The 19,860-nt window shown below is 57.9% G+C and carries 16 protein-coding genes and 1 pseudogene; 7 read left to right on the top strand and 10 right to left on the bottom strand.

Annotated elements, in window-relative coordinates:
* Positions 1-23 precede the first annotated feature (23 nt).
* Positions 24-1,157 (bottom strand): mandelate racemase/muconate lactonizing enzyme family protein, encoded by a 1,134-nt coding sequence (locus tag TRL7639_RS04360; protein WP_085794550.1) that lies wholly within the window; start codon positions 1,155-1,157, stop codon positions 24-26.
* A complete protein-coding gene (locus TRL7639_RS04355) occupies positions 1,154-1,951 on the bottom strand; it encodes a carbon-nitrogen hydrolase family protein (protein ID WP_085794549.1) in 798 nt (265 codons plus the stop codon). Before TRL7639_RS04355 ends, TRL7639_RS04360 begins: the two co-directional genes overlap by 4 nt.
* 93 nt (positions 1,952-2,044) lie before the next feature.
* On the opposite strand from TRL7639_RS04355, the gene TRL7639_RS04350 reads away from it, so the two are divergent.
* Complete coding sequence (locus TRL7639_RS04350) at positions 2,045-2,983, top strand: LysR family transcriptional regulator (RefSeq protein ID WP_085794548.1); 939 nt, start codon at positions 2,045-2,047, stop codon at positions 2,981-2,983.
* A 129-nt stretch (positions 2,984-3,112) separates the two neighbouring features.
* Positions 3,113-3,367: pseudogene (locus tag TRL7639_RS04345) on the top strand (tyrosine-type recombinase/integrase); the annotation flags it as partial.
* A 158-nt stretch (positions 3,368-3,525) separates the two neighbouring features.
* Here TRL7639_RS04345 and TRL7639_RS04340 read toward each other — a convergent pair.
* From TRL7639_RS04340 to TRL7639_RS04320, 6 genes are read right to left on the bottom strand one after another with little or no spacing between them, the layout of a single operon-like run.
* Entirely contained in the window at positions 3,526-5,049 is a 1,524-nt protein-coding gene (locus TRL7639_RS04340; protein WP_085794547.1) for a sulfatase family protein, read from the bottom strand.
* On the bottom strand, positions 5,013-6,620 hold the full coding sequence (locus TRL7639_RS04335; protein WP_085794546.1) for a GMC family oxidoreductase: 1,608 nt from the start codon (positions 6,618-6,620) through the stop codon (positions 5,013-5,015). Before TRL7639_RS04335 ends, TRL7639_RS04340 begins: the two co-directional genes overlap by 37 nt.
* A complete protein-coding gene (locus TRL7639_RS04330) occupies positions 6,617-7,444 on the bottom strand; it encodes a sulfotransferase domain-containing protein (protein ID WP_165759742.1) in 828 nt (275 codons plus the stop codon). Before TRL7639_RS04330 ends, TRL7639_RS04335 begins: the two co-directional genes overlap by 4 nt.
* Complete coding sequence (locus TRL7639_RS23005) at positions 7,441-7,608, bottom strand: hypothetical protein (RefSeq protein WP_165759741.1); 168 nt, start codon at positions 7,606-7,608, stop codon at positions 7,441-7,443. Before TRL7639_RS23005 ends, TRL7639_RS04330 begins: the two co-directional genes overlap by 4 nt.
* A gap of 21 nt (positions 7,609-7,629) precedes the next feature.
* Positions 7,630-9,516: an alkyl/aryl-sulfatase gene (locus tag TRL7639_RS04325; protein WP_085794544.1), complete on the bottom strand. Its 1,887-nt coding sequence runs from the start codon at positions 9,514-9,516 to the stop codon at positions 7,630-7,632.
* Entirely contained in the window at positions 9,509-10,084 is a 576-nt protein-coding gene (locus TRL7639_RS04320; RefSeq protein WP_133057606.1) for a TetR/AcrR family transcriptional regulator, read from the bottom strand. The genes TRL7639_RS04325 and TRL7639_RS04320 overlap by 8 nt, the downstream gene beginning before the upstream one ends.
* 220 nt (positions 10,085-10,304) lie before the next feature.
* Here TRL7639_RS04320 and TRL7639_RS04315 point away from each other — a divergent pair, with 220 nt between their 5' ends.
* The 3 genes from TRL7639_RS04315 (at position 10,305) to TRL7639_RS04305 (ending at position 14,258) form a co-directional block, all read left to right on the top strand.
* The gene (locus TRL7639_RS04315; RefSeq protein WP_085794542.1) at positions 10,305-12,428 is read left to right on the top strand and encodes a TRAP transporter permease; all 2,124 of its coding nucleotides are present in this window, start codon (positions 10,305-10,307) and stop codon (positions 12,426-12,428) included.
* Positions 12,421-13,398 carry a TAXI family TRAP transporter solute-binding subunit gene (locus TRL7639_RS04310; protein ID WP_085794541.1) on the top strand — a complete coding sequence of 326 codons (978 nt, stop codon included), beginning with the start codon at positions 12,421-12,423 and terminating at the stop codon, positions 13,396-13,398. The genes TRL7639_RS04315 and TRL7639_RS04310 overlap by 8 nt, the downstream gene beginning before the upstream one ends.
* A gap of 227 nt (positions 13,399-13,625) precedes the next feature.
* Positions 13,626-14,258, top strand: a complete 633-nt coding sequence (locus tag TRL7639_RS04305; protein WP_085794540.1) for a tyrosine-type recombinase/integrase — start codon at positions 13,626-13,628, stop codon at positions 14,256-14,258.
* 367 nt (positions 14,259-14,625) lie between these two features.
* On the opposite strand, the gene TRL7639_RS04300 is transcribed toward TRL7639_RS04305, so the two are convergent.
* Both TRL7639_RS04300 and TRL7639_RS04295 read right to left on the bottom strand, forming a co-directional pair.
* Positions 14,626-15,396 (bottom strand): crotonase/enoyl-CoA hydratase family protein, encoded by a 771-nt coding sequence (locus TRL7639_RS04300; protein WP_085794539.1) that lies wholly within the window; start codon positions 15,394-15,396, stop codon positions 14,626-14,628.
* A gap of 12 nt (positions 15,397-15,408) precedes the next feature.
* Positions 15,409-16,170, bottom strand: a complete 762-nt coding sequence (locus tag TRL7639_RS04295) for an SDR family NAD(P)-dependent oxidoreductase (protein ID WP_085796249.1) — start codon at positions 16,168-16,170, stop codon at positions 15,409-15,411.
* Between the two features lie 210 nt (positions 16,171-16,380).
* Between TRL7639_RS04295 and TRL7639_RS04290 the strand changes: the two genes are divergently transcribed.
* Together TRL7639_RS04290 and TRL7639_RS04285 are read left to right on the top strand one after the other, a co-directional pair.
* Complete coding sequence (locus TRL7639_RS04290) at positions 16,381-18,228, top strand: feruloyl-CoA synthase (RefSeq protein ID WP_085794538.1); 1,848 nt, start codon at positions 16,381-16,383, stop codon at positions 18,226-18,228.
* Positions 18,225-19,853 (top strand): acyl-CoA dehydrogenase family protein, encoded by a 1,629-nt coding sequence (locus tag TRL7639_RS04285; protein WP_085794537.1) that lies wholly within the window; start codon positions 18,225-18,227, stop codon positions 19,851-19,853. The genes TRL7639_RS04290 and TRL7639_RS04285 overlap by 4 nt, the downstream gene beginning before the upstream one ends.
* Positions 19,854-19,860 lie beyond the last annotated feature (7 nt).

Genomic DNA, 19,860 nt, shown 5'->3' with positions numbered 1-19,860 from the left:
TTTCCTGTCTATCGGCCAGACCGTCAGGCCGTTCCCACAAACTGTTGGTGGGTGTTGGCCGTTTTGGCAACCACATCGAGGTTCAGGTCAAACCCCAGCCCCGGCCGCCCTTCAAGCGAGAGCGCTCCTTTTTGTGGCTCAAGGCTGGGGGTGTCGATGATGTTGTCTTTCAGAAGCTGCCACATGATCTGGTTGCCGTCGTCAAGATTGGCCGCCGCGCGCCCGATGTGATGCTCGGCGCAAGTGGTGATGCCCGTGGTCATGCTGGAATGGATGCACAGCGTCAGCCCGGCCCCTTCGCAGATGGCAGCGGCCTTTAGCATCGCGCGCAGTCCGCCAATTTCGCGCGGTCCCACGGCGATCATGTCGGCCGCCCCGGTCGCGCAAGCTTGATAGACATCCTGCAACGTAAACACCGATTGATCGGCACCCAATGCTATGGGTGAGCGATCCTTGAGGTGCTTCAATGGTAGCAGCGACAAGCTGGTGGTCGGCTGTTCCACGTATTCGATATTGTAGGGCTCGATCGCCTTCAGCATGCGCAGCCCAAGTGCTGGGTCCCAAGCCTCGTTCGCGTCAAGGCGCAGGCGGTGATCCGGGCCGATGGCGTCGCGGATGGCGCGGATATTGGCCAGATCATAGTCGGGCGAGATGCCTACTTTCAGGTAGATGATCGGATGTCCCGCCTCGGCCCCGGCTTTGGCATCGGCAACCAGTTCTTCGGTGCTTTCGCCTTGCAGGAAATAGAAATATCCGACGTTTTTGCGTTGCTCACCCCCCAGAAGATCCCAGACGGGCAGGTTCAGCAGTTTGCCTTGCAAATCCATCGCCGCCATTTCCAACCCACAGAATAGCTGATTGGCATAGCGCGGCATGTTCCCGCCAAACACAAGGAAGTTGCGCTTGTAGGCGTCGTCGCGCGCGGCGGTGATGTCGAACACCGAGCGTCCGATAAAGGATTTGGCCAGTTTCAGCAGGATGATCTTCTGCGCATCGGCGTCAGGGGCGGCGGTGGTTTCGCCATATCCGATGGTTCCATCCTCGGCTTCGATCTCGATCAGGTTCACGGTGAAGGCGTTCTCGACCCCCTGCGACCAGACGTAGGGAACGCGCGTTTCCAGCCGCAACGGCGTGACGCGGATATCTTTGATCTTCATCGGGGGCTGTCCTTTGAAAATTTTGGGTTACGCGGAATTTTTCCGTGGTCGCGCAGATACGGAAGCCGGGCACGGGCTTCGCGCACAAGGGCAAGATCAAGCTTGGCGGTGATCGCTTCTTCTTCGCGGCCAGCACGAGCCAGATCGTTGCCGTAGGGATCGACGATACAGCTTAGCCCTGCGAAGGCGTGGCCATTCTCAACGCCGCAGAAATTGGCGTAGACCATAAACACGCCGTTCTCGTAAGCGCGTGACGGCACAACCAGATTGGGCACTTGATCCCAGGCGCAGGCGGTGACGACAAGCACCACGTCCGCACCCTTCGCCGATACCTGCCGCACCGCTTCCGGGAATTCACTTTCATAGCAGATCATCACTGCGACGATTGCCGCGCCCAATCTGACCAATGTGAAATCCGAGCCTGTGCCAAACCGATCCGGCTCAATTCCATCAGGCAGAACGGTTTTGCGATGATTGATCAGAACCTCGCCGGTGCTATCGACCAGCAGGGCCGAATTGTAGACCTGTCCGCCCGCGCGTTCGGGGTAGCCGTAGAGGATCGCAACGCCCAATTCTTGCGCCAAGGCCTGCACCCGTTCGGCAAACACACCGTCTGAGGGTTCGGCATGGGCATGCAAAGCATCACCCACGTTGTAGCCTGACAGGAACAACTCGGGCCAAACCAGCAGATCGCTTCCGTCCATCGCATGCGCGCGCGCTTGGGATTCCAGCAAGGACCAACGCTGGTTTGCGCCGGTCCGACCGGCATCAATTTGTAGAACCGTGACTTTCATCTTTCACCGATACGACCATTGCGTCGGGGCCATCGTTCAATGTTATCCTAAGGCTGTCCAATAAAGATTCGTTATCTTTACAGGCCCTTCCTTATGCGTCGTTCCGACTTGCCCCCAAAACTGGTTCAAAGCTTTCTCACGGTGCTGCGCATGCAAAGCTTCACCAAGGCCGCACAGTCCTTGAACCTGACCCAACCCGCCGTCACCCAACACGTCGCACGTCTGGAAGAACTTCTGGGCGTCAAGCTGATCGAACGTAGCCGGGGCGTGGTGTTGCCGACCAATCACGCGCAAACCTTGATGCCTGATTTTGAACAGCTTGAACGATCCGTCAGCCTGATTTTCGACAAAGTGCGGACCCTGCCGCGGGCGGATCGCGAGATTGTTCAGATCGCGACACCGACGTCCCTGGTCACATACCTGCTTGCTCCTCTATTTGCGGAGCTTAGGAAAGAAGGCGCAAATGCTTTCCCAATATTCCGCGAAGTCGATGATCATCGGGTTTATGACATGGTGCGTGCGAAAGAAGTCGACTTCGCACTAACCTCAATGACTGGGAATGACGCCGCACTATCCTGTGAGTTCCTACTGAGTGATTGCCCCTGCGTTGTCTTCCCCGCAGGCCATCCACTGACCGGTGATGGACCTGTTGAGTTAGACTCCATCGCAACATTCGATTTCATCCGCCCGCCGCGGGACACATCCGCCAACCGTATGATCGAGGTGTTCGAACGCGAACTGAACCGGGAATTCAGCTTTACCGCAGAAGCCTCGCGCCTCATGACGATGGAGGTGATGGCGCGTTCTGGTCTGGGTCTCTTGATCCTACCGGCACTGTCTGCACGCTTAAGCGCCCATTCCGGGCTGAAATTCCGACCGATCAACGCGAGTATCGGATGGCGCTCCTGTCAACTGATCCACCACCCGCAGGCGCGACCCTCAGCGTTTGTTAAGAAACTCATGAAGAGCATCCGATGCAGTTCGAACTCTCTCGTAAAAGACCTGCCTGAGCTCATTTCTACAACTGAATAGACCTCTTAGATATCTATCTGCCGAGGTCTGCTTTGGCAAATTGGCAGGCTTTCATGCATTCCGCAACATCGGGCACTTAGGGCTCGTTCCTGACATCGGAGGCGGCGCGGCATCCTGTGGTATGAGGTCCACGAGCGACTTCACATTTCGACACGCCAGTATGCGCGGATTGTTCGGGACTGGGTCACGTCGATCGGACTGGAAGCCAGTGCTTACGGCACACACTCAATGCGGCGCACGAAGGTCACTCAGATCTACAAGAAAACAGGCAACCTTCGCGCCGTTCAGCTTCTGTTGGGGCACACAAAAATGGACAGCACGGTCAGATATCTTGGCGTTGAACTTGAAGATGCCTTGGCCATTGCTGAAGCCATTGAAATCTAACGTCTCCGGGCCGTCTACACAGACGGCCCGGAGCCGACGCCGGTTGCCGCCTGCGATGCCGCGGCGCAGCTTTCCGAAAGCGGAGGTTGCCCGACGGAGTAGAGTCTGTCTTATGTTAAATACAAACGAACCGGACCGATGTTTCCGATGTGTGCCGTTCATGCGCTGTACTCAGGCGACCAGTCTTCACCCCATGCGTCTTTCCAAAACTTGTCAAAGCTGACATTCGATGCCGCTGAACCACCCTTCCACAAGTCGTACTTTTCGGACGAGAATGCGTCGAAGTATGCACAGATTTTTTTAGTTAGCTTGGCAACTGTCTCAGACTGTGTTGGATCGTCAATCAGGTTGTTGCGTTCGTTCGGATCGCTTGCAATGTGATACAGCTCGTCGCTCAAAGTGTAAGACGGCGCATCTTTGAAGCGACTGACATAGAGCCACTCCTCTGTCCGTACGACCCGCGTTTCTTCCTGCTCATAGAAGACCGCATCTGTCCCTGCCAAATCATCTCCAGCCAAGGCAGGCGCAAGATCCTTCGCAGCACTCGGATGGCTGGGTGTGGCGTTATTTACACCAGCTAAGCTAGCCAACGTTGGAAACAGATCAATCTGGCTGACGAGATCTTCGCACAGATGGCCATTTGTGGTCCCGCCGCCGCTGAAGATCAGTGGGATGTTGTAGGATGGCCGGTGCCCTGTGGCGGGGAACGCGGCGGCGCCATGTCCCCAGACACCATTGTGGCCCAGCGAAAATCCGTGATCGGCGGTGTAGATCACAATGGTGTCTTGATCGAGGTCCAACCGATCCAGTGCCGACAGAATGCGCCCTACCCCATGATCGATCAAACTGACCTGCGCAAAGTAATTGCGGAGCGACTCAATATTGTTGGGCAAAAGAAGCGGGCCCTTGAGTTGCTCGCGCACACCGCCCTCGACAACCCGAAGTCCAAACCGCTCGATCACATCGATCGACAGACCCTCACGCGGGATCGAATGCATGTCGGCGTCATCATAGAGATCTGCAAATTCCGTCTTTGCGCGACCCTTGATCGACGGCCAATGACCGTAAGGACCGTTGTATGGCACAAACGCAAAGAAAGGGTCGTCTTGTCCGGCCTGACCTTCGAGGAACTCGATGGTTTTATCCGTGAAGAAGTCAACGGTGTGCCCAGCGAACCTGTAGCGTTGTTCCTGGTCGATTACCTCATTGTCGTAAAAACTCGTCGTGTGTCCGTGCGGGAAAGTCACCCAGTGATCAAAGGCCAGTTGTGGAGTAAACGGGACGCCGAGGTGAAACTTGCCAATCAACGCGGTCGTGTACCCGGCCTGTTTCATGATGGTGGGGATGTTGGCGAAGCCCCCAATGGCGGACCAGTTTTCTGGCCAATGATCAATCAATCGATCATCGAGCCAGTTATGAATGCCGTGCTGACTGGGCATGAGGCCAGTCAGCACGGATGCGCGGCAGGGCGAACACATCGCGTTGACGCAATAGGCATTTGAAAACCGAACACCGCGCGCTGCGAGTCCATTCAAATGCGGCGTTATGACTTCGTCATTTCCATAACACCCCAAAAGGTCCGCTGGCTGATTATCAGACATGAACAACAGGATATTCGGTCGTTTCAATTTTAAGCCTTTCTTGGCTATCGTGCGTCCGCAAGAATGAGTTGGGCGGCACATCCGGCAATCATCATCGTGGGTGCGTTGGTGTTTCCAGACACGAGTGCCGGCATGACCGAACAATCCGCCACTCGAAGGCCTTCGATGCCATATACGCGCAGTTGGGTGTCCACGACAGACGCTTCAGTCGGGCCCATGCGACATGTACCGGCAGGATGGTAGATTGTACGCGCCTGGGAGCGGATCGCGTCATCGAACGTGTTAGAGCCGACCGCAGTGCTGACATCCGGCCCTGGCCAGATCTCTTCGCCAACAAGGTCCCGTAGTTCAGGTTGAGAAAATATATCCTGAGCAAGCCGGACGCCACGCCGCAGTGTGTCCATATCGGCCTCTTCGCGCAGCGCGTCGGACACGAATTTTGGAGGTTCTAGCGGGTCGCGCGACGTCAATCCGAGACGGCCTCGCGACTTCGGTCTCATCGTCATCGGGTGAATTTGCACCGCATGAAAATTGAGCGGTGGTTGCCCGGGAGCACCCGGCGCGAAAGGCGCAAGGTTGTATTGCACATCCGGCCTGCCATCTCCGTCGGTATCGACGCAAGCACCGGCGTCCAGCAGGTTTGACGTCAGCAAACCGCGCCGAAACACGAAGTAGTCCAAGCCATGTTTGAGCGCCTTCAATCCCTTGTCTGATCCGTGAAGACCAACGGGCTTCAGCAGTCGCCGGGTGACCGGTGCGCCGACATGATCCTGATAATTGCGTCCGACCTCATCTGCTTCGTGCACGATGTCGATGCCGTGCCGATCAAGTTCATCCCGCGGTCCGATGCCCGATAGCATCAGGAGTTTTGGTGTCTGGAAGCTGCCAGCGGTCAACACGATTTCCCGTCTCGACCGGATCAGAATGTCATTGCCATCTGAGCCCTTTGCCTCGATGGCGACGGCGCGTCTGTTTTCAATCCTCACGCGCTGTACAATATGACCCGTCAAAACGGTTAGGGTCTCACGGGACAGCTCTGGCGCCAAAAAACAATAGGCAGCGGACTGACGCTGCCCTTTGCTCGCTGTGACCTGATACCAGCCAGCACCTTCTTGACGTGCGCCGTTGAAGTCGTCGGTTCGCGGCACACCCGCTGAAACCGTGGCATCAATCAGACGCTCAGAGACCGGATGGGGCGCAGATGGCCCATCAACGACAAGCGGCCCCTTTGTTCCGTGGTATTCGTTCACAAACTGCCGATTGGCCTCTTGGCGCTTGAAAACAGGCAAAACGTCCTGATAGCGCCATCCGTCGCAGCCATGCACTTCGGCCCAGTCATCATAATCCTGAGCCTGGCCACGCATATAAAGCATGCCGTTGACGGACGATCCCCCACCCAGCACACGCGCTTGCGGCACCGGAAACTTCAATCCACCAAGGCTGTCGTCGGGTTCGGAAATAATTGCCTCTGCATCCTGACTTTGCAGGGCTTTGAAAAACGTGGCGGGGATTTGGATCCAACGGTTGCTGTCCGTGCGTCCGCGTTCGATCAGGGCAACTGTGCCGCCGCTTTCGGCCGCAAGGCGTGCGGCAACCACGCATCCCGCCGACCCTCCGCCGACAATCACATAATCGAATTCGAGTTTCTTCATGAAGTGCCCTCAAGGAGGTCATAGAAGGGAAAATCCGATCCGGCTCGGTTGAGGCCTTCGGACATGGACGCGCGGTAGTTTCGGATGGCAGCATCTGAGAACAGGGCGTCGCCATCACCCACGGCGCCTTTGCGGATGATCTCCCCCTTGGGCGCACTCCAGATTGTTTGCCGTACGGGATAGAACTTTTCATTTTGCGCCTTCATGGCCTTGAACGATGTCCGCTCTAGCACGCGCTCGATTTGGCCTGTCGAAAGGTCTACACCCAGAAAGCCAGCGATCTGCGCAACGGTATTTTCCGGTGCAGATTTCATGTCTTCGAAGCGCAGGAACAGCACATTCTTGCGATGCCGCTCGGCCCACCACGACGCGGTGAAATCGCACCATGGCCCCCAGAACGCATGTTCCGACCCGAAAAACCGAAGCCAGACGTCAGGCGGCGGTGTCATCGGACCAAAGTAGAGCTTGGCAAAGAAATGATACCCAGACGCCGCGCAATCCACGGGATCGCGCGTCATGGCGATGAACTTTGCCGGGCTATAGATGGGCGTGCGATCGGCTGAGAGGTGAGATTTAACAACACGATAGCCTGTTGGCGATGCGCTTGCGTTGTCATCCGACAGCGCGCGCCAGTACTTGGGTTGAGCGGCGTCCGGCCACGCGATTTCGTCTTGAACATGTGCGAACTCACCTTGGCCCAGATGGGCAATCTGATAGCACACATGCATGATCCAGTTTGTCCCGGCCTTGAAGTAAGCCGAGCAGATAATGTCGGTTGGTTTCGGGTCGTATCCATTGTACGCGGTTTCGCGATTTGCGTTCATTCGCGCGGATGCACGTCGCAATACCGGCGAGTAAACGCGGTCGCCGAAAACTGTGCCAGACGCGTGAAATGCCGCTTGGACGAGATGTTGCACGTGGCGTCCGTATCGATTGTGCCACTCAGACCGTCGCGCGCCATCTTGAAAACGGAGAGAACGCGCGTCATCGACAGACCAGACACCTTGCTTCATGGCGTCACAATGTCGAACCAAAGGTCGAACGTGTCATGCAGCGCCAGCCAATGTTTCAAGGCTTCTGAGTTCCCTTTGATCAAGGCGCCTTTGGATTGGGCATCCTCGAAGGACAGATCTCCATTTGCGAGACCCTCCAGAAGCGGCAAGGACACGGTGATTTCGGCATCCGGGTTCGGATGTAGCACGTTCATGCGCGCGAATTCGACTTGTCGCAGAACCGTGACGCATAGGTCTTGCCCATCAACGTTGAAGTTCAAGACAAGGTTCACATCTCTTGCTTTGTCGGCATTCAGCCGTAGGGCGTAAGCGTCAAACCAATCTTTTGCGCTGAGTGTCGCGGCAAGATCTGCGTTACGCCCACCGGCTGCAGGCACAGGCGTGACGCCTTCCTCAAGCTCCTTTGCGCCCATCAGGTAGATGTTGCGCATAATGCCGCTTTCATCGCGGAAGCCTTGATGCCGATATACGAGGGCAAGCAGGCGCTTGGCACGTGCTCCACCTTCTTTTGCAAAGGCAAGGCCGGAAAGCAGCGTCGCGGCCCATTGCAGGTCGTCGTCTTCAATGGCCTTTTGCGCTAGTTCCATGACGCGATCAGGCCCGCCCAAGGCCTCTGTCAACCGCGTCCCCAAAGCAGTTGGCGCTAGCGGATCAATGTTGACCGGGTTGCCATCGAAGAATCCATAGTAGTACTGGTATACGGCACGTGCATTGAACTTGAGCGTTCCGTAATAACCGCGCGCATGGAACTTAGTGCTGAGCCAGTCCGGCTCTGCGATCTTCTCAGCAATCTCATTTGGTGTGTGCCCAAGATTGGCGAGCCGCAGAGTCTGGTCGTGGATGTATTTGTAAATGTCCCGCTGCTCCGCAAGATAAGCTCGCAGATTGTCTTGCCCCCAAACGGGCCAGTTGTGGCAATTGATGAGTACGTCCGCCTGATCGGCAAACAAAGTGGCCGCCTCGTCGATGCACCGGGCCCAAAGCAGAGCATCGCGCACCTGCGCGCCGCGCGGGGTCAGAATGTTATGCTGTGTTTGCGTACAAACCTCGGCCATGCACATCACTCGATGATCCGGCAATAGAAACGTGAATTCGGCCGGTGCTTCTGTTCCGCTTGCCATCGCAAAGACAAAGCGCACGCCGTCGATAATGCGTTCTGCGCCGGTTTCGCCGACGAACTCTGTTGGCGGCACAAAGGTGCGGCTGCCTTTGCCGACGGTTTTTCCAATGCCCCCATCGACGGTGCCTTCGGCGCCTTCTCCCAACGTTAGACCGAACTGATAAATCGCCCGCCGTGATGTATGGTTGCCGCCCAGCACGCCTTCTGAAGCGGCGTAGTCCATAAAGCCTTCGGGGGCATAGATCGGCGGTGGTGCTGCAGCATCGACCACACCACGCAAGCCACCAAAATGATCAGGGTGCGTGTGCGTTATGATCACGGCACTCACGTCGCGCGCGCCCAATGTATCGTTGACGACTTGCAATGCAGATGCGGACGTTTCGGCGGTCATAAGCGGATCGACAAGAATCCAGCCGGTGTCACCTTGGATGATCGTCATGTTCGCATAGTCAAAGCCGCGCGCCTGCCAAACACCTCGCGTCACCTCAAACAGCCCGCCGATCGCGTTCAACTGCGCCATGCGCCAGAGCGACGGATTGACCGTGACAGGGCACTCTTCCCTAAGGAAATCGTATTGCGCCATATCCCAAGCTTTGCTCCTATGCGCATTCATGACCCCGCCGAACGGAAGGTCCGCGATCTTCCCTCTTTGGGCTGCGTCGAAATCCGCAAGATCGTTGAGTGGCAGGCGCGTGGCGACAGAACTGTTGGCGGCTTCAGTGGACGCCAATAGCCGTTCCTCTAGGGCACTCAGGTCATGCATCGTGTTTGCCCTCTCCACCCGTCACGGGCAGTGTCAAATCCCCGGCGACGAGCGTATCCAAGGTGACAATCAGATGACGGCGAAACGCTTCATCTTTGATGCTGAACGACAGGTTCGGGTTCATCATCTCGTTGTTGAGCGCCGAAAACAGCAGTTGCATGGCGAAAGAAACCCGCTCTTCAAGCCCAACACGATTGCTAACAAGAGGGCTATACAACTCCGTTACGCGCTGCCGAAGATACTGACCGCGCGCCTTCATGGGTGCCCAGCTTTCAGGCCGTAGCGTCAACAGAGCGTAAGCTTCGCGCAGAACACCACGCCAGTGTCCCGAAAAGACAATCAGCATGACATCCACAAAGGCTTCGCTCACATCCTGTCGGGTTTTGCCGTCGAACCGAGAAGGCGATAGGTGTTCGCTATAAAGGGTCATATGCTCGGTGAGCATACGGTGCCTCAAGAATTCGAAGAACGCGTCCTTGGTTTCGAAGCGCGAATAAAATCCGCCGACCGAACTGTTCGCAGCCTTGGCAAGAGCAGGGATCGCGAGATCGTCCAGTCGGGTCGACAACAGAACCTCGCGCCCAGCGGTGACGAACCTGTCCTGTAGCGCTCTGCTGCGGTTCTGCTCTGCGGGCCGCACCCCCGGGATCGGATCAACTAGTTCCAGAAGAGTGGTGTCCACGCTGCAATCCCCGTGTTTGGCCTTTGTTCAAATCGTGCAAAGGATGGCTTGCCATGTCAACAAGAATGAGTATTCTCATTTTTGTTTTTGACATTGGGAGGATGTCTTGAGCGACGCGGTGACCAAATCGGTAGAGCAGCGTTTCGGCAGTTTTGTTGGCGTTATCTTTACGCTGGTGATTGTGATCTACGCGGCATCCGGGCCACTCACCGACTTCGTGCGATGGTTTATCGAGACGACGACACCGGGCTTCGATGACATGTCCCGCCGGGACCAACGCGTGCTTTTCAAAGAGCACTGGCTGGGCGCCGGCTTGAAGTCTTTTGAGCGGAACTTCTTACTTCCGACAGGCATGATCCTTGGGCTGCCGCTGCTGTTGTCCTTCGTGATTTCATTTTTGGCCTTACCGATGAAGGCAAAGTGGGTGAACTGGGTCTTGGCTGCGCTCTCTGCATTCGTATTTGCCGTGTGGATCGGAAAGCTGTTCGGTGTCGATGTCGGCATCCTGCCATCGGCAAAACCGATGGACTTTATCCTGTTTCCGATCGCCACTGTTCTGACGATCTACCTGACATGGCGACTGTTTGGCGCCTTTATCGTCGGGTTTTGCCTGTTCTGGATCGTGTATTTCGTCGTGCGCGGTGCACTGCCCGAATGGACGGGCATCTTTGCGGGTGCCGAAAGTTCATTCGACCAATCAATCAGATCTATGGTTCTAAACTTCTGGTCTCAAACCGGGGGCATGTTCGGCCAACCCCTGCAAGTCGTGTCGGGGAACGTCCTCATCTTTTTGGTGTTTGGCTCGGTGCTGATGGCAAGCGGTGCAGGCTCGCTCTTAATGAAAATCGCAAACCGCTTAACCGGTGGAATTACAGGCGGTGCCGCGCACGCGGCGGTCGCGTCTTCGGCACTTTTTGGGACCCTGTCCGGGGCGGCGATTTCTAATGTCGTATCCACCGGCGTGATGACCATTCCGGTCATCAAACGCTCTGGCTTCAAGCCAAGCTTTGCTGGGGCCGTTGAGGCTTCTGCCTCAACCGGTGGGCAAATCATGCCGCCAGTGATGGGCGTTGTTGCCTTTTTCGTGGCTGGCCAAATCGGACTTGAATACCGATACATCGTGGTTGCCGCGATTGTGCCCGCGATCTTCTACTACATCGGTATTTTCCTGACCGTCTATTTCGAAGCACGCCGTCAGGGCATCGGCGCTCTCCCGCGCGACGAACGACCGAGACTTACCACCCGCGAAAAAGTACAATGCCTAGTCTTCATTCTACCTCTTGGGGTCATGAGCTACATGCTGTTCGCGCAGCCCTCAGTGCAAAAAGCAGGGTTTTATGGATTTGTAACTGCATTGCTTGCCGCGCTGGTTCTGTTCCCGAATTATCGGTCTTGGCGCAAGATTTATGGCGCGTTTGCAGAAGCTGGTCGGATGAGCGCATCTATCGTTGTGATTGTCGCGACGATCGGCTTGATCGTTGGGCTCATCCAAGTGTCTGGCTTCTCCGGGCGCCTGTCGTTGCTGCTTGCTCAGTTGGCATCTGGCCCATTGTTCCTGACCCTCATTGTTGTGGCACTCGGCGCGATCGTCCTGGGCATGGGCCTTCCACCAGGTGCGACGTACTTCATCATCGTAATCGCGTTGTCATCGGGCATCGAAGCTGTGGGAATAGCGCCCCTTACACTCCACATGTTCGTTGTGTTCTTTGCGGTGATCTCTGCCGTCACGCCGCCTGTCGCGCTCGCAGCTTTCGCGGCAGCGCCGATAGCGGGCGCAAGCCCCTTGATAACCGGCCTCCAAGCCGCCCGCCTGTCGGTCGCGGGCTTCATCATACCCTTTGTCTTCGTCTACCACCCTGCCGCACTCTACAAATTGCAGACGCTGTTTGTCTGGTTCGGGGAAGACCTGCCGCGATCAAAGGCAATGGTCGAATTGACCGCGGTCACTTGGTTGGGTCTCGCTTGGGTCTTCATCGCCTTTGTCGTGGCAATGTGGATGATCTCTTCCGCACTGACCGGCTTTGAGCGCAATGAATTGCGCGGCTGGGAGCGTGCTTTGCGCGCGATCGTCGGCATAGCCATTCTGATCCCCCATACCCTTACCGCGGCCATATCGCTTGCCGCGGCCATGTCCCTGATTGTCGTGCACAGGCTTTTGAGCCCGCCGCAATCTGGGTCCATCGACAACCAAACGAACAACGCTAAAAACAGGGAGGAAACTCATGCGTAACTTTGGTCTTGCAGCGATACTAGCTGCGGGTTTGACGCTTCCAGCGCAGGCCGATGACACGAAACTTAAGATGGCGACAATTGCCCCAAGCCTTGGGGCGTCCATCACGATGGCCACTTTTGCCAATGTGGTGAACGAGAATGTTGAAGGGGTCGAAATCGAGGTGGCCGCCGGTGGTGCTGCCACTCTGCACCAACTGGAAGTCGGCCGTGGCAACCTCGAAATGGCGATGACCAGCCCGGTTATCTACAACCTGATGGCGGGCGGCAAAGTCATGTACGCCAAAGAGACAGACGCGCCGGATGCCGCAAAAAATGTGCGTCTTTTGATGTGGTTCCCTTGGGGTCCGTATCACTTCGCGGTGCGGGGTGACAGTGACATCGAGGTTCTGGATGACCTTGAAGGCACAACCGTCTTTCTCGGCCCTCAGGGCGGTGGCGCATACAACGGAGCCAAGGGGTGGATCGAGGCAACGACAGGTCTTGTTGCCGGGCAAGACTACGAAGCAATCGCTGCGAACTGGCAAACCGGTTTCCAGGCATTTCTGGACGGCAAAGTCGACATGTACGTAAACGGCTGCCTCGATCCCTGTGGTCAGTTTATCCAATTCACTGAGACAGAAGAGGTGCGCTTCCTTGCTCCTGCCGAACCTTTCGCTGGTGGTATCGACGAATGGCTCGGGCCGTTCCGGTATCGCGATCAGGTCCAGCCAGGTCAGTACGACGGTCAACTTAATGACGGCGCAATTGAATCCTGGAACACAGCCGTCGGTATCGCCGTCAGCGCAGACGTCGACGAAGAAACTGTCTACAATCTGACGAAAGCGTTCTGGGATAACCTCGATCAAGTGACGTCGGATGCACCATGGGCGAAAGCTCTGGACGTCTCATTTGCGTCAGAGAGCCGCGGCATGATTGAGCTCCACCACGGCGCCGCGCGATACTATCGCGAGGCTGGCGTGATCGAGTAATTCGGAACCCCACGAACCCAGTCAATTTCTGGCCGGGTTCGACTTAGATTGCTCCAGCAAGCCAGTCCTTCGATCTACGCTACGAACCAGGCGACCATTGTTCACTGACGAAAGATCTAGGAGGGCGACTTGTGAGCCTCGGAGGCGGCGCAGAATTTTTGTGATAACCCGCATTGGTCAACATCGGGTTGTCGTTGTGGGGGGCATGGCGGATCGGAGGATCAGTCATGGAAACACCAAACCTACCAGCCATTCGCGCACTTCGCCCCGCTTGGAACAAGGGCCGCATAGTCGGCCAGAAACGTCCGCTTAAACCAAAGCACGTCTGGGCGATCCGCGTAAGGCTTGAACTTGCCGAGAACCATCGCGACCTAGCATTGTTCAACATGGCCATCGACAGCAAACTCAGAGGTTGTGATCTCGTGAAGATGAAAGTGGTCGATGTCATGGCATCGGGCCAAATCAATGAGCGCGCTTCCATTCTGCAAAGCAAAACTCAGAAACCGGTACGCTTCGAGATTTCTGAGGGTACACGCGCATCTATTGAGAAGTGGATGGAAGACGAACTAATGGTCGGCTCTGAGTACCTATGGCCAGGCCGTTTCCATGAACGCTTGCACATCTCAACCCGTCAGTATGCGCGGATTGTTCGCGATTGGGTTACGTCGATTGGACTGGAAGCCAGCGCTTATGGCACGCACTCAATGAGAAGAACAAAAGTTACGCAGATCTACAAGAAGACAGGCAATCTGCGGGCGGTTCAGCTTTTGCTAGGTCACACGAAGATGGACAGCACGGTCAGATACTTGGGCGTCGAGCTTGAGGATGCCCTTGCCATTGCAGAGGCCATTGAAATCTAACCACGAGGGCCGCTGCCTTTAGCGGCCCGAATCCAACGTCTGCTTCCACGAAACCGTTCAGTCCTCTACGCTACTGCAGCGAAAGTCGGGAATCCGCCCGAGGTGCGAGACAGCCATGTCCGCTTTGGGCTGGCAGCCGTCATTGAGGTCTTTTGCGCTAGAGGCAGCAAAGTCCCGCCAAGCGGAGGTTGAGGGGAGTTCTGTCAATGTCTGCTTTTGGAATACGAGTAACCCCTCGAAATACCTTCGAGGGGTTCAACTTGCAAAGGCCCGCCAAGTCAGCGACGGGCGGGCGGTTTTTAAACATTTACGGCATGGACTGGCCCCCGAGGTGGGTCAATCCGGACGTTGCCAGGGCTTTGCGCGTTTACTGATTGTCCCGTTTGCCTGTCTTGGCCAGGAAGGCCTCCATCCCGGCGCGCGCTTCGGGCGAAGATTGGGCGATGGCGGCAGCCAGGCTTTCGGTGAACAGACCGTCGCTGGCGGACATGTCGTTGATGCGGGTGATGGCCTGCATCATCATGTAGTTCGACAGCGGCGCATTTTCGGTCACGCGGCGGGCCAGCTCCATCGCCTTGTCAAAGGCGGTGCCGTTGGGTTCGACGTAGTGGGCTAGCCCAAGATCCAGGCCCTGCTGCGCCAGATAGCGGCGACCGGTCAGCATCATCTCCATCATCCGACTTGCGCCGATGATGCGACCCACGCGCACAGTGGCGCCACCGCCGACAAAGATCGCGCGGCGGCCTTCGGGGAGTTCATAGAAGGTGTCCTCTTGGCTCACCCGGATATGGGCGGTCATGGCCAGTTCCATCCCACCGCCCAAGACGCCGCCGTTCATGGCAGCCACAACTGGCACCCGGCCGTATTCGATCTTGTCGAAAATCCGATGCCAGAGGCGGCATTCGTGCATCGCGCCCGCGGCGTCGCGCATGGAGTGTTCCAGCAGGTCGAGACCCGCGCAGAAATGCTGTCCCGACGAGCGGATCACCACCGCGCCCACCTCATCCGGCAGGGTGTCGAAATAGTGCTCGATCTCGTAAAGCAGCCCTTGGTTGATGGCGTTGAATTTGGCCGGGCGGTCAAGCGTCAGGATACCGATATTGCCGTCGGTCTCGCTGGTGATGTGGGTATATTCCATTGCGGGCGTCCCTTACTTCGGCTCAAGGCGGATGGCACCGTCAAGGCGCACGCATTCCCCGTTGAGCATGGTGTTCTCGATCATATGGCCTGCAAGCTGCGCGAATTCGGCGGGTTTGCCAAGGCGCGAGGGGAACGGCACCTTGGCGCCAAGGCTGTCCTGAATGTCCTGCGGCAACAGATCCATCATCGGGGTCGAGAAGATGCCCGGCGCAATCGCCAGCACGCGGATGCCGGAACGGGCGAACTCGCGCGCGGCTGGCAGGGTGAGGCTGGCGACACCGCCCTTGGACGCAGCATAGGCCGCCTGGCCGATCTGGCCCTCGAACGCCGCAGCCGACGAGGTGTTGATGATCACGCCGCGTTCGTTGTCGTCGAGTGCGTCGTTCTGGGCCATCTTCTCGGCCACCAGACGCATCACGTTGAAGGTGCCGATCAGGTTGATCTGAACCGTGCGGGAGAATGCTTCGAGCGAGGCCGCGCCATTGCGCCCGACGATGCGCTCGCCATGGGTGACACCGGCGCAGTTGACGGCGATGCGCGGCAGGCCGTTGGCGGCGATGGCAGTTTCCAGCGCGGCGGCAACGCCATCGGCGCTGGTGACGTCACAGGGGGCGGCAACCGCGCCCAGTTCCTTGGCAGAGGCCTCCAGCTTGTCGCCCGGCAGGTCGAACAGGGCCACTTTGGCGCCCTTTTCGGCCAGCACCTTGGCGGTGGCAAAGCCCAGCCCCGAAGCCCCGCCTGTTACGATCGCGGATGCGTTTTCGATTTTCATTTCGAACTCCTCATATCCCGGCCCAAGGTACGCAACGGCACATCTGCCATCGGCTTGCGTCATGCCCTTGGGCGATTTATCTCGATTTGCGAACCTAAGTGAACGCTCAATAATACATTTGCATACTAACAATCTCTTGGGTAGTCTAATTCTGACAAAACCGGAAACACAGGCGTGATTCCGGCAGAAGACGCCAGGGAGTGAGACGAAATGACCACAGAGGGTCGCGAGACGATGACATCGGCCTACCCAGCCACCAAATTTGCCCCCGCCGAAGTTGTGCGCGAAGACCTGGGCAATGGAGCCTTTACGCTGCGCAGCCCGCAGCTGTTCGACATCAAGGTCAAGAACCTGTCCGCTCTGCTGGATCGTTGGGCCAGCGAGGTCCCTGACCGTCCCTACCTGATGGAGCGCAGTCAGGATGATGATGTGTGGCAGGGCGTAAGCTATGGCGAGGCGCACGCGCAGGTGCAGTCATTGGCGGCGTTTCTGCTGGCGCAAGGGTTGGGGCCGAACAAGCCGCTGTTGATTCTGTCGGCAAATTCGGTGCGTCATGGGGTGCTGATGCTGGCCGCGATGCATGTGGGCATTCCGGTGGTGCCAGTATCTGTCCCCTATTCCCTGCATGATCAGACGCTGGCCAAGCTGCGCCACATCGTTTCCGTGACGTCCCCGGGCATGGCCTATGCGGCGGATTCGCAGGCCTTTGCCAATGCGTTTGACTACCTGGGCGGCGAGGGCATCACGCTGCTATCGGACGATGGCGCCCTGACCTATGACGCAGCGCTGCAAACCCCGGTCAGCGATGCGGTGGCCGTCGAGGCCGCCAAAGTGGACCATCAGACCGTTGGTAAAATCCTGTTCACATCCGGTTCGACCGGCATGCCCAAGGGTGTGATCGTGAACCAGGAAATGATGCTGGCCAGCCAGCAGGCGCTGGTGCAGATCTGGCCGTTTCTGGAGGTCGAGCCGCCAGTGATCGTGGATTGGCTGCCGTGGAACCACACATTCGGCGGCAATTTCAACTTCAACCAGATCCTGTGGAACGGTGGCACGTTTTATATCGACGATGGCAAGCCGGTGCCGGGTGAGATCGAAAAGACCATGCGCAACATCCGCGATGTGTCGCCGACGCTCTATTTCAACGTGCCCAAAGGGTTCGACATGATGCTGCCGGTGATGCGCGAGGATGCCGCCCTGCGCAAGGCATTCTTTGAACGGTTGCAGCTGATCTTTTTCTCGGGCGCCGGTCTGCCGGATCACCTGTGGGAAGGGCTGGAAGAGTTGGGCGTGGCCGAGCGAGGCGAAAAGGTGCCCTTTGTCAGTGCCTGGGGCGCGACCGAGGCGATGTTGATCACCTGCGTGCACTTCCCGGTGCCAAGCGCGGATGTGATCGGCTTGCCGACGCCGGGCTATGAGCTGAAATTCCTGCCCAATGGTGGCAAGCTGGAGATGCGCGTTCGCGGGCCGCATGTGACACCGGGCTATATGAACAATGCCGAAAAGACGGCCGAGGCGTTTGACGAGGATGGGTTCTATCTGACCGGGGATGCCGGGCGTCTGGTGGATCAGGGTGACCTGAGCAAGGGCATCTATTTCGACGGGCGCACGTCCGAGAATTTCAAGTTGATGACCGGGACCTGGGTGGCCGTGGGCAACCTGCGGGTGGCGCTTTTGGATGCGTTGAAGCCCATTGTTTCGGATGCGGTCATCGCCGGGCACAACCGCAATGACATCGGTGCGCTGCTGTTCCTGAATGCGGATGAATGCAAGTCGCTGGCGGGTCGGGTTGATGATCTGGCGGGCTATGCCAGTGACCCGGCGGTGCGCGCGTTCATCGAGGAACGGCTGAGCGCCTATAACGCAGGCCAGACCGGCAGCGCCACGCGCGTGAAGCGGGTGTTGGTCCAGACCGACGCGCCGTCGGTCGAGAAAAACGAGATCACCGACAAGGGCTATATCAACCAGCGTCTGGCGCTGGAATTGCGCGACGGGGCGGTGAGCGAACTTTATGAAGGGTCCGAGCGCGTCATTGCCTCGGTCAAGGTGCACGCATGATCGACTATACCGCGTCCGAGGCGGAAATTGCCTTTGTCCTGAAACAGATCGGGCGGCCCGAGCGTCTGCCCGAGTGGAGCGACGATCTGGCCGAAGATTTGATCCCGGCGCTGGCGAAATTCATCAACGCCGAGATCGCGCCATTGGATGTGATCGGGGATGAGGTGGGGGCCAAGCTGGAAAACGGCCGGGTGCGGATGCCGCCAGAGATGGTGACGGCTTACAAACGGTATGCCGAGGCCGGATGGCCGGGGCTGTGTGCACCCGAAGAGTTCGGCGGCATGGACCTGCCACATGTCTTTGGCGCAGTGCTGGCGGATATGCTGGCGGGTGCGTGTATCTCGTATGAGATGGTGCTGAGCTTGGCGCAGGGTTGCATTCGTACGATCAAGGCCTCTGGCTCGGACGAGCAAAAGGCGCGGCTGTTGCCGCCGTTGGTGTCGGGCGAATGGATGGCGTCGATGTGCCTGACGGAACCGGATGCGGGTTCAGATCTGGGACGGATCAAGACCATGGCTGTTCCGGATGGTGATGGTTATGCGGTCAGCGGGGCCAAGATTTTCATCTCGGGCGGCGATCACGATTACACCGACAATGTGATGCACCTGGTGCTGGCGCGGACGCCGGATGCGGCACCGGGTGTGCGGGGGCTGAGCCTCTTTGCCTGCCCCGCTGTGCTGCCCGATGGCACCCGCAACACGGTGCAGACCGTGCGGCTTGAGGACAAGATGGGCATGCATGGCTCGCCCACTTGCCAGATGGCATTTGATGGCGCGCGCGGCGAGTTGCTCGGCAAAGAAGGCAAAGGCCTGGCGGCCATGTTCACCATGATGAACGCCGAGCGTCTGGACGTCTCGCTGCAGGCCGTAGGGCAGATGGATGTCGCATTCCAACGCGCCCGCGCACATGCCGCAGGTCGTCGTCAGGGCACCACGTCCGAGGGCACCGCGCTGATCACCGAACATGGCGATGTGCAGCGGATGCTTTTGGACATCTACGCCCACGCCATGGGCTGCCGCGCGATGGTCTATAAGACCTTTGTGGATATGGATCTGGGGGCCGATCAGGGTCTGCTTGATATCCTGACCCCGACCTGCAAGGCCTTTGCCACGGATGCGGTGAATGCGACCAGCAGCCTCGCGGTGCAGATCCACGGCGGATACGGCTTTTGCAAGGAATACCGGGTCGAGCAGATCATGCGTGATGCACGGATCATGGCGATTTATGAAGGCACCAATGGCGTGCTGGCCACCGGCGTGGCGCGCCGCGCCATCCGGGCAAATGATGGCGCAGCTGTGACCGCGTTCGACGAGTTGGTGTCAACCGGCGAGACGTCAATGGAACTGGCCGACGCGATCGAGGATTGGCGTCAGGCCACCGCCGCGATGCAGACACGTGGCGACATCGGCCCATCGGTCAACGACTACATGCGCCTGACCGGCCTTGTCTATTTCGGGCGTGTTTGGGCGGACATGGAAGCCGCCGCTGACAACGCCCCTGAACCCGCTTTGCTGCGGGCTGCTGCTGCCCATGTGCGCAGCCGCCTGTTGCCGGAATCCGCGCTGCTGCGACGGCGCATTCTGAGCCCCGAACCCACACATGACGCGGCGCTGTTTGCCGCTTAATCCAAGG

The sequence above is a fragment of the Falsiruegeria litorea R37 genome, from assembly GCF_900172225.1.
Lineage (GTDB): Bacteria > Pseudomonadota > Alphaproteobacteria > Rhodobacterales > Rhodobacteraceae > Falsiruegeria > Falsiruegeria litorea.
This window is presented reverse-complemented; position numbering and strand designations above follow the sequence as displayed.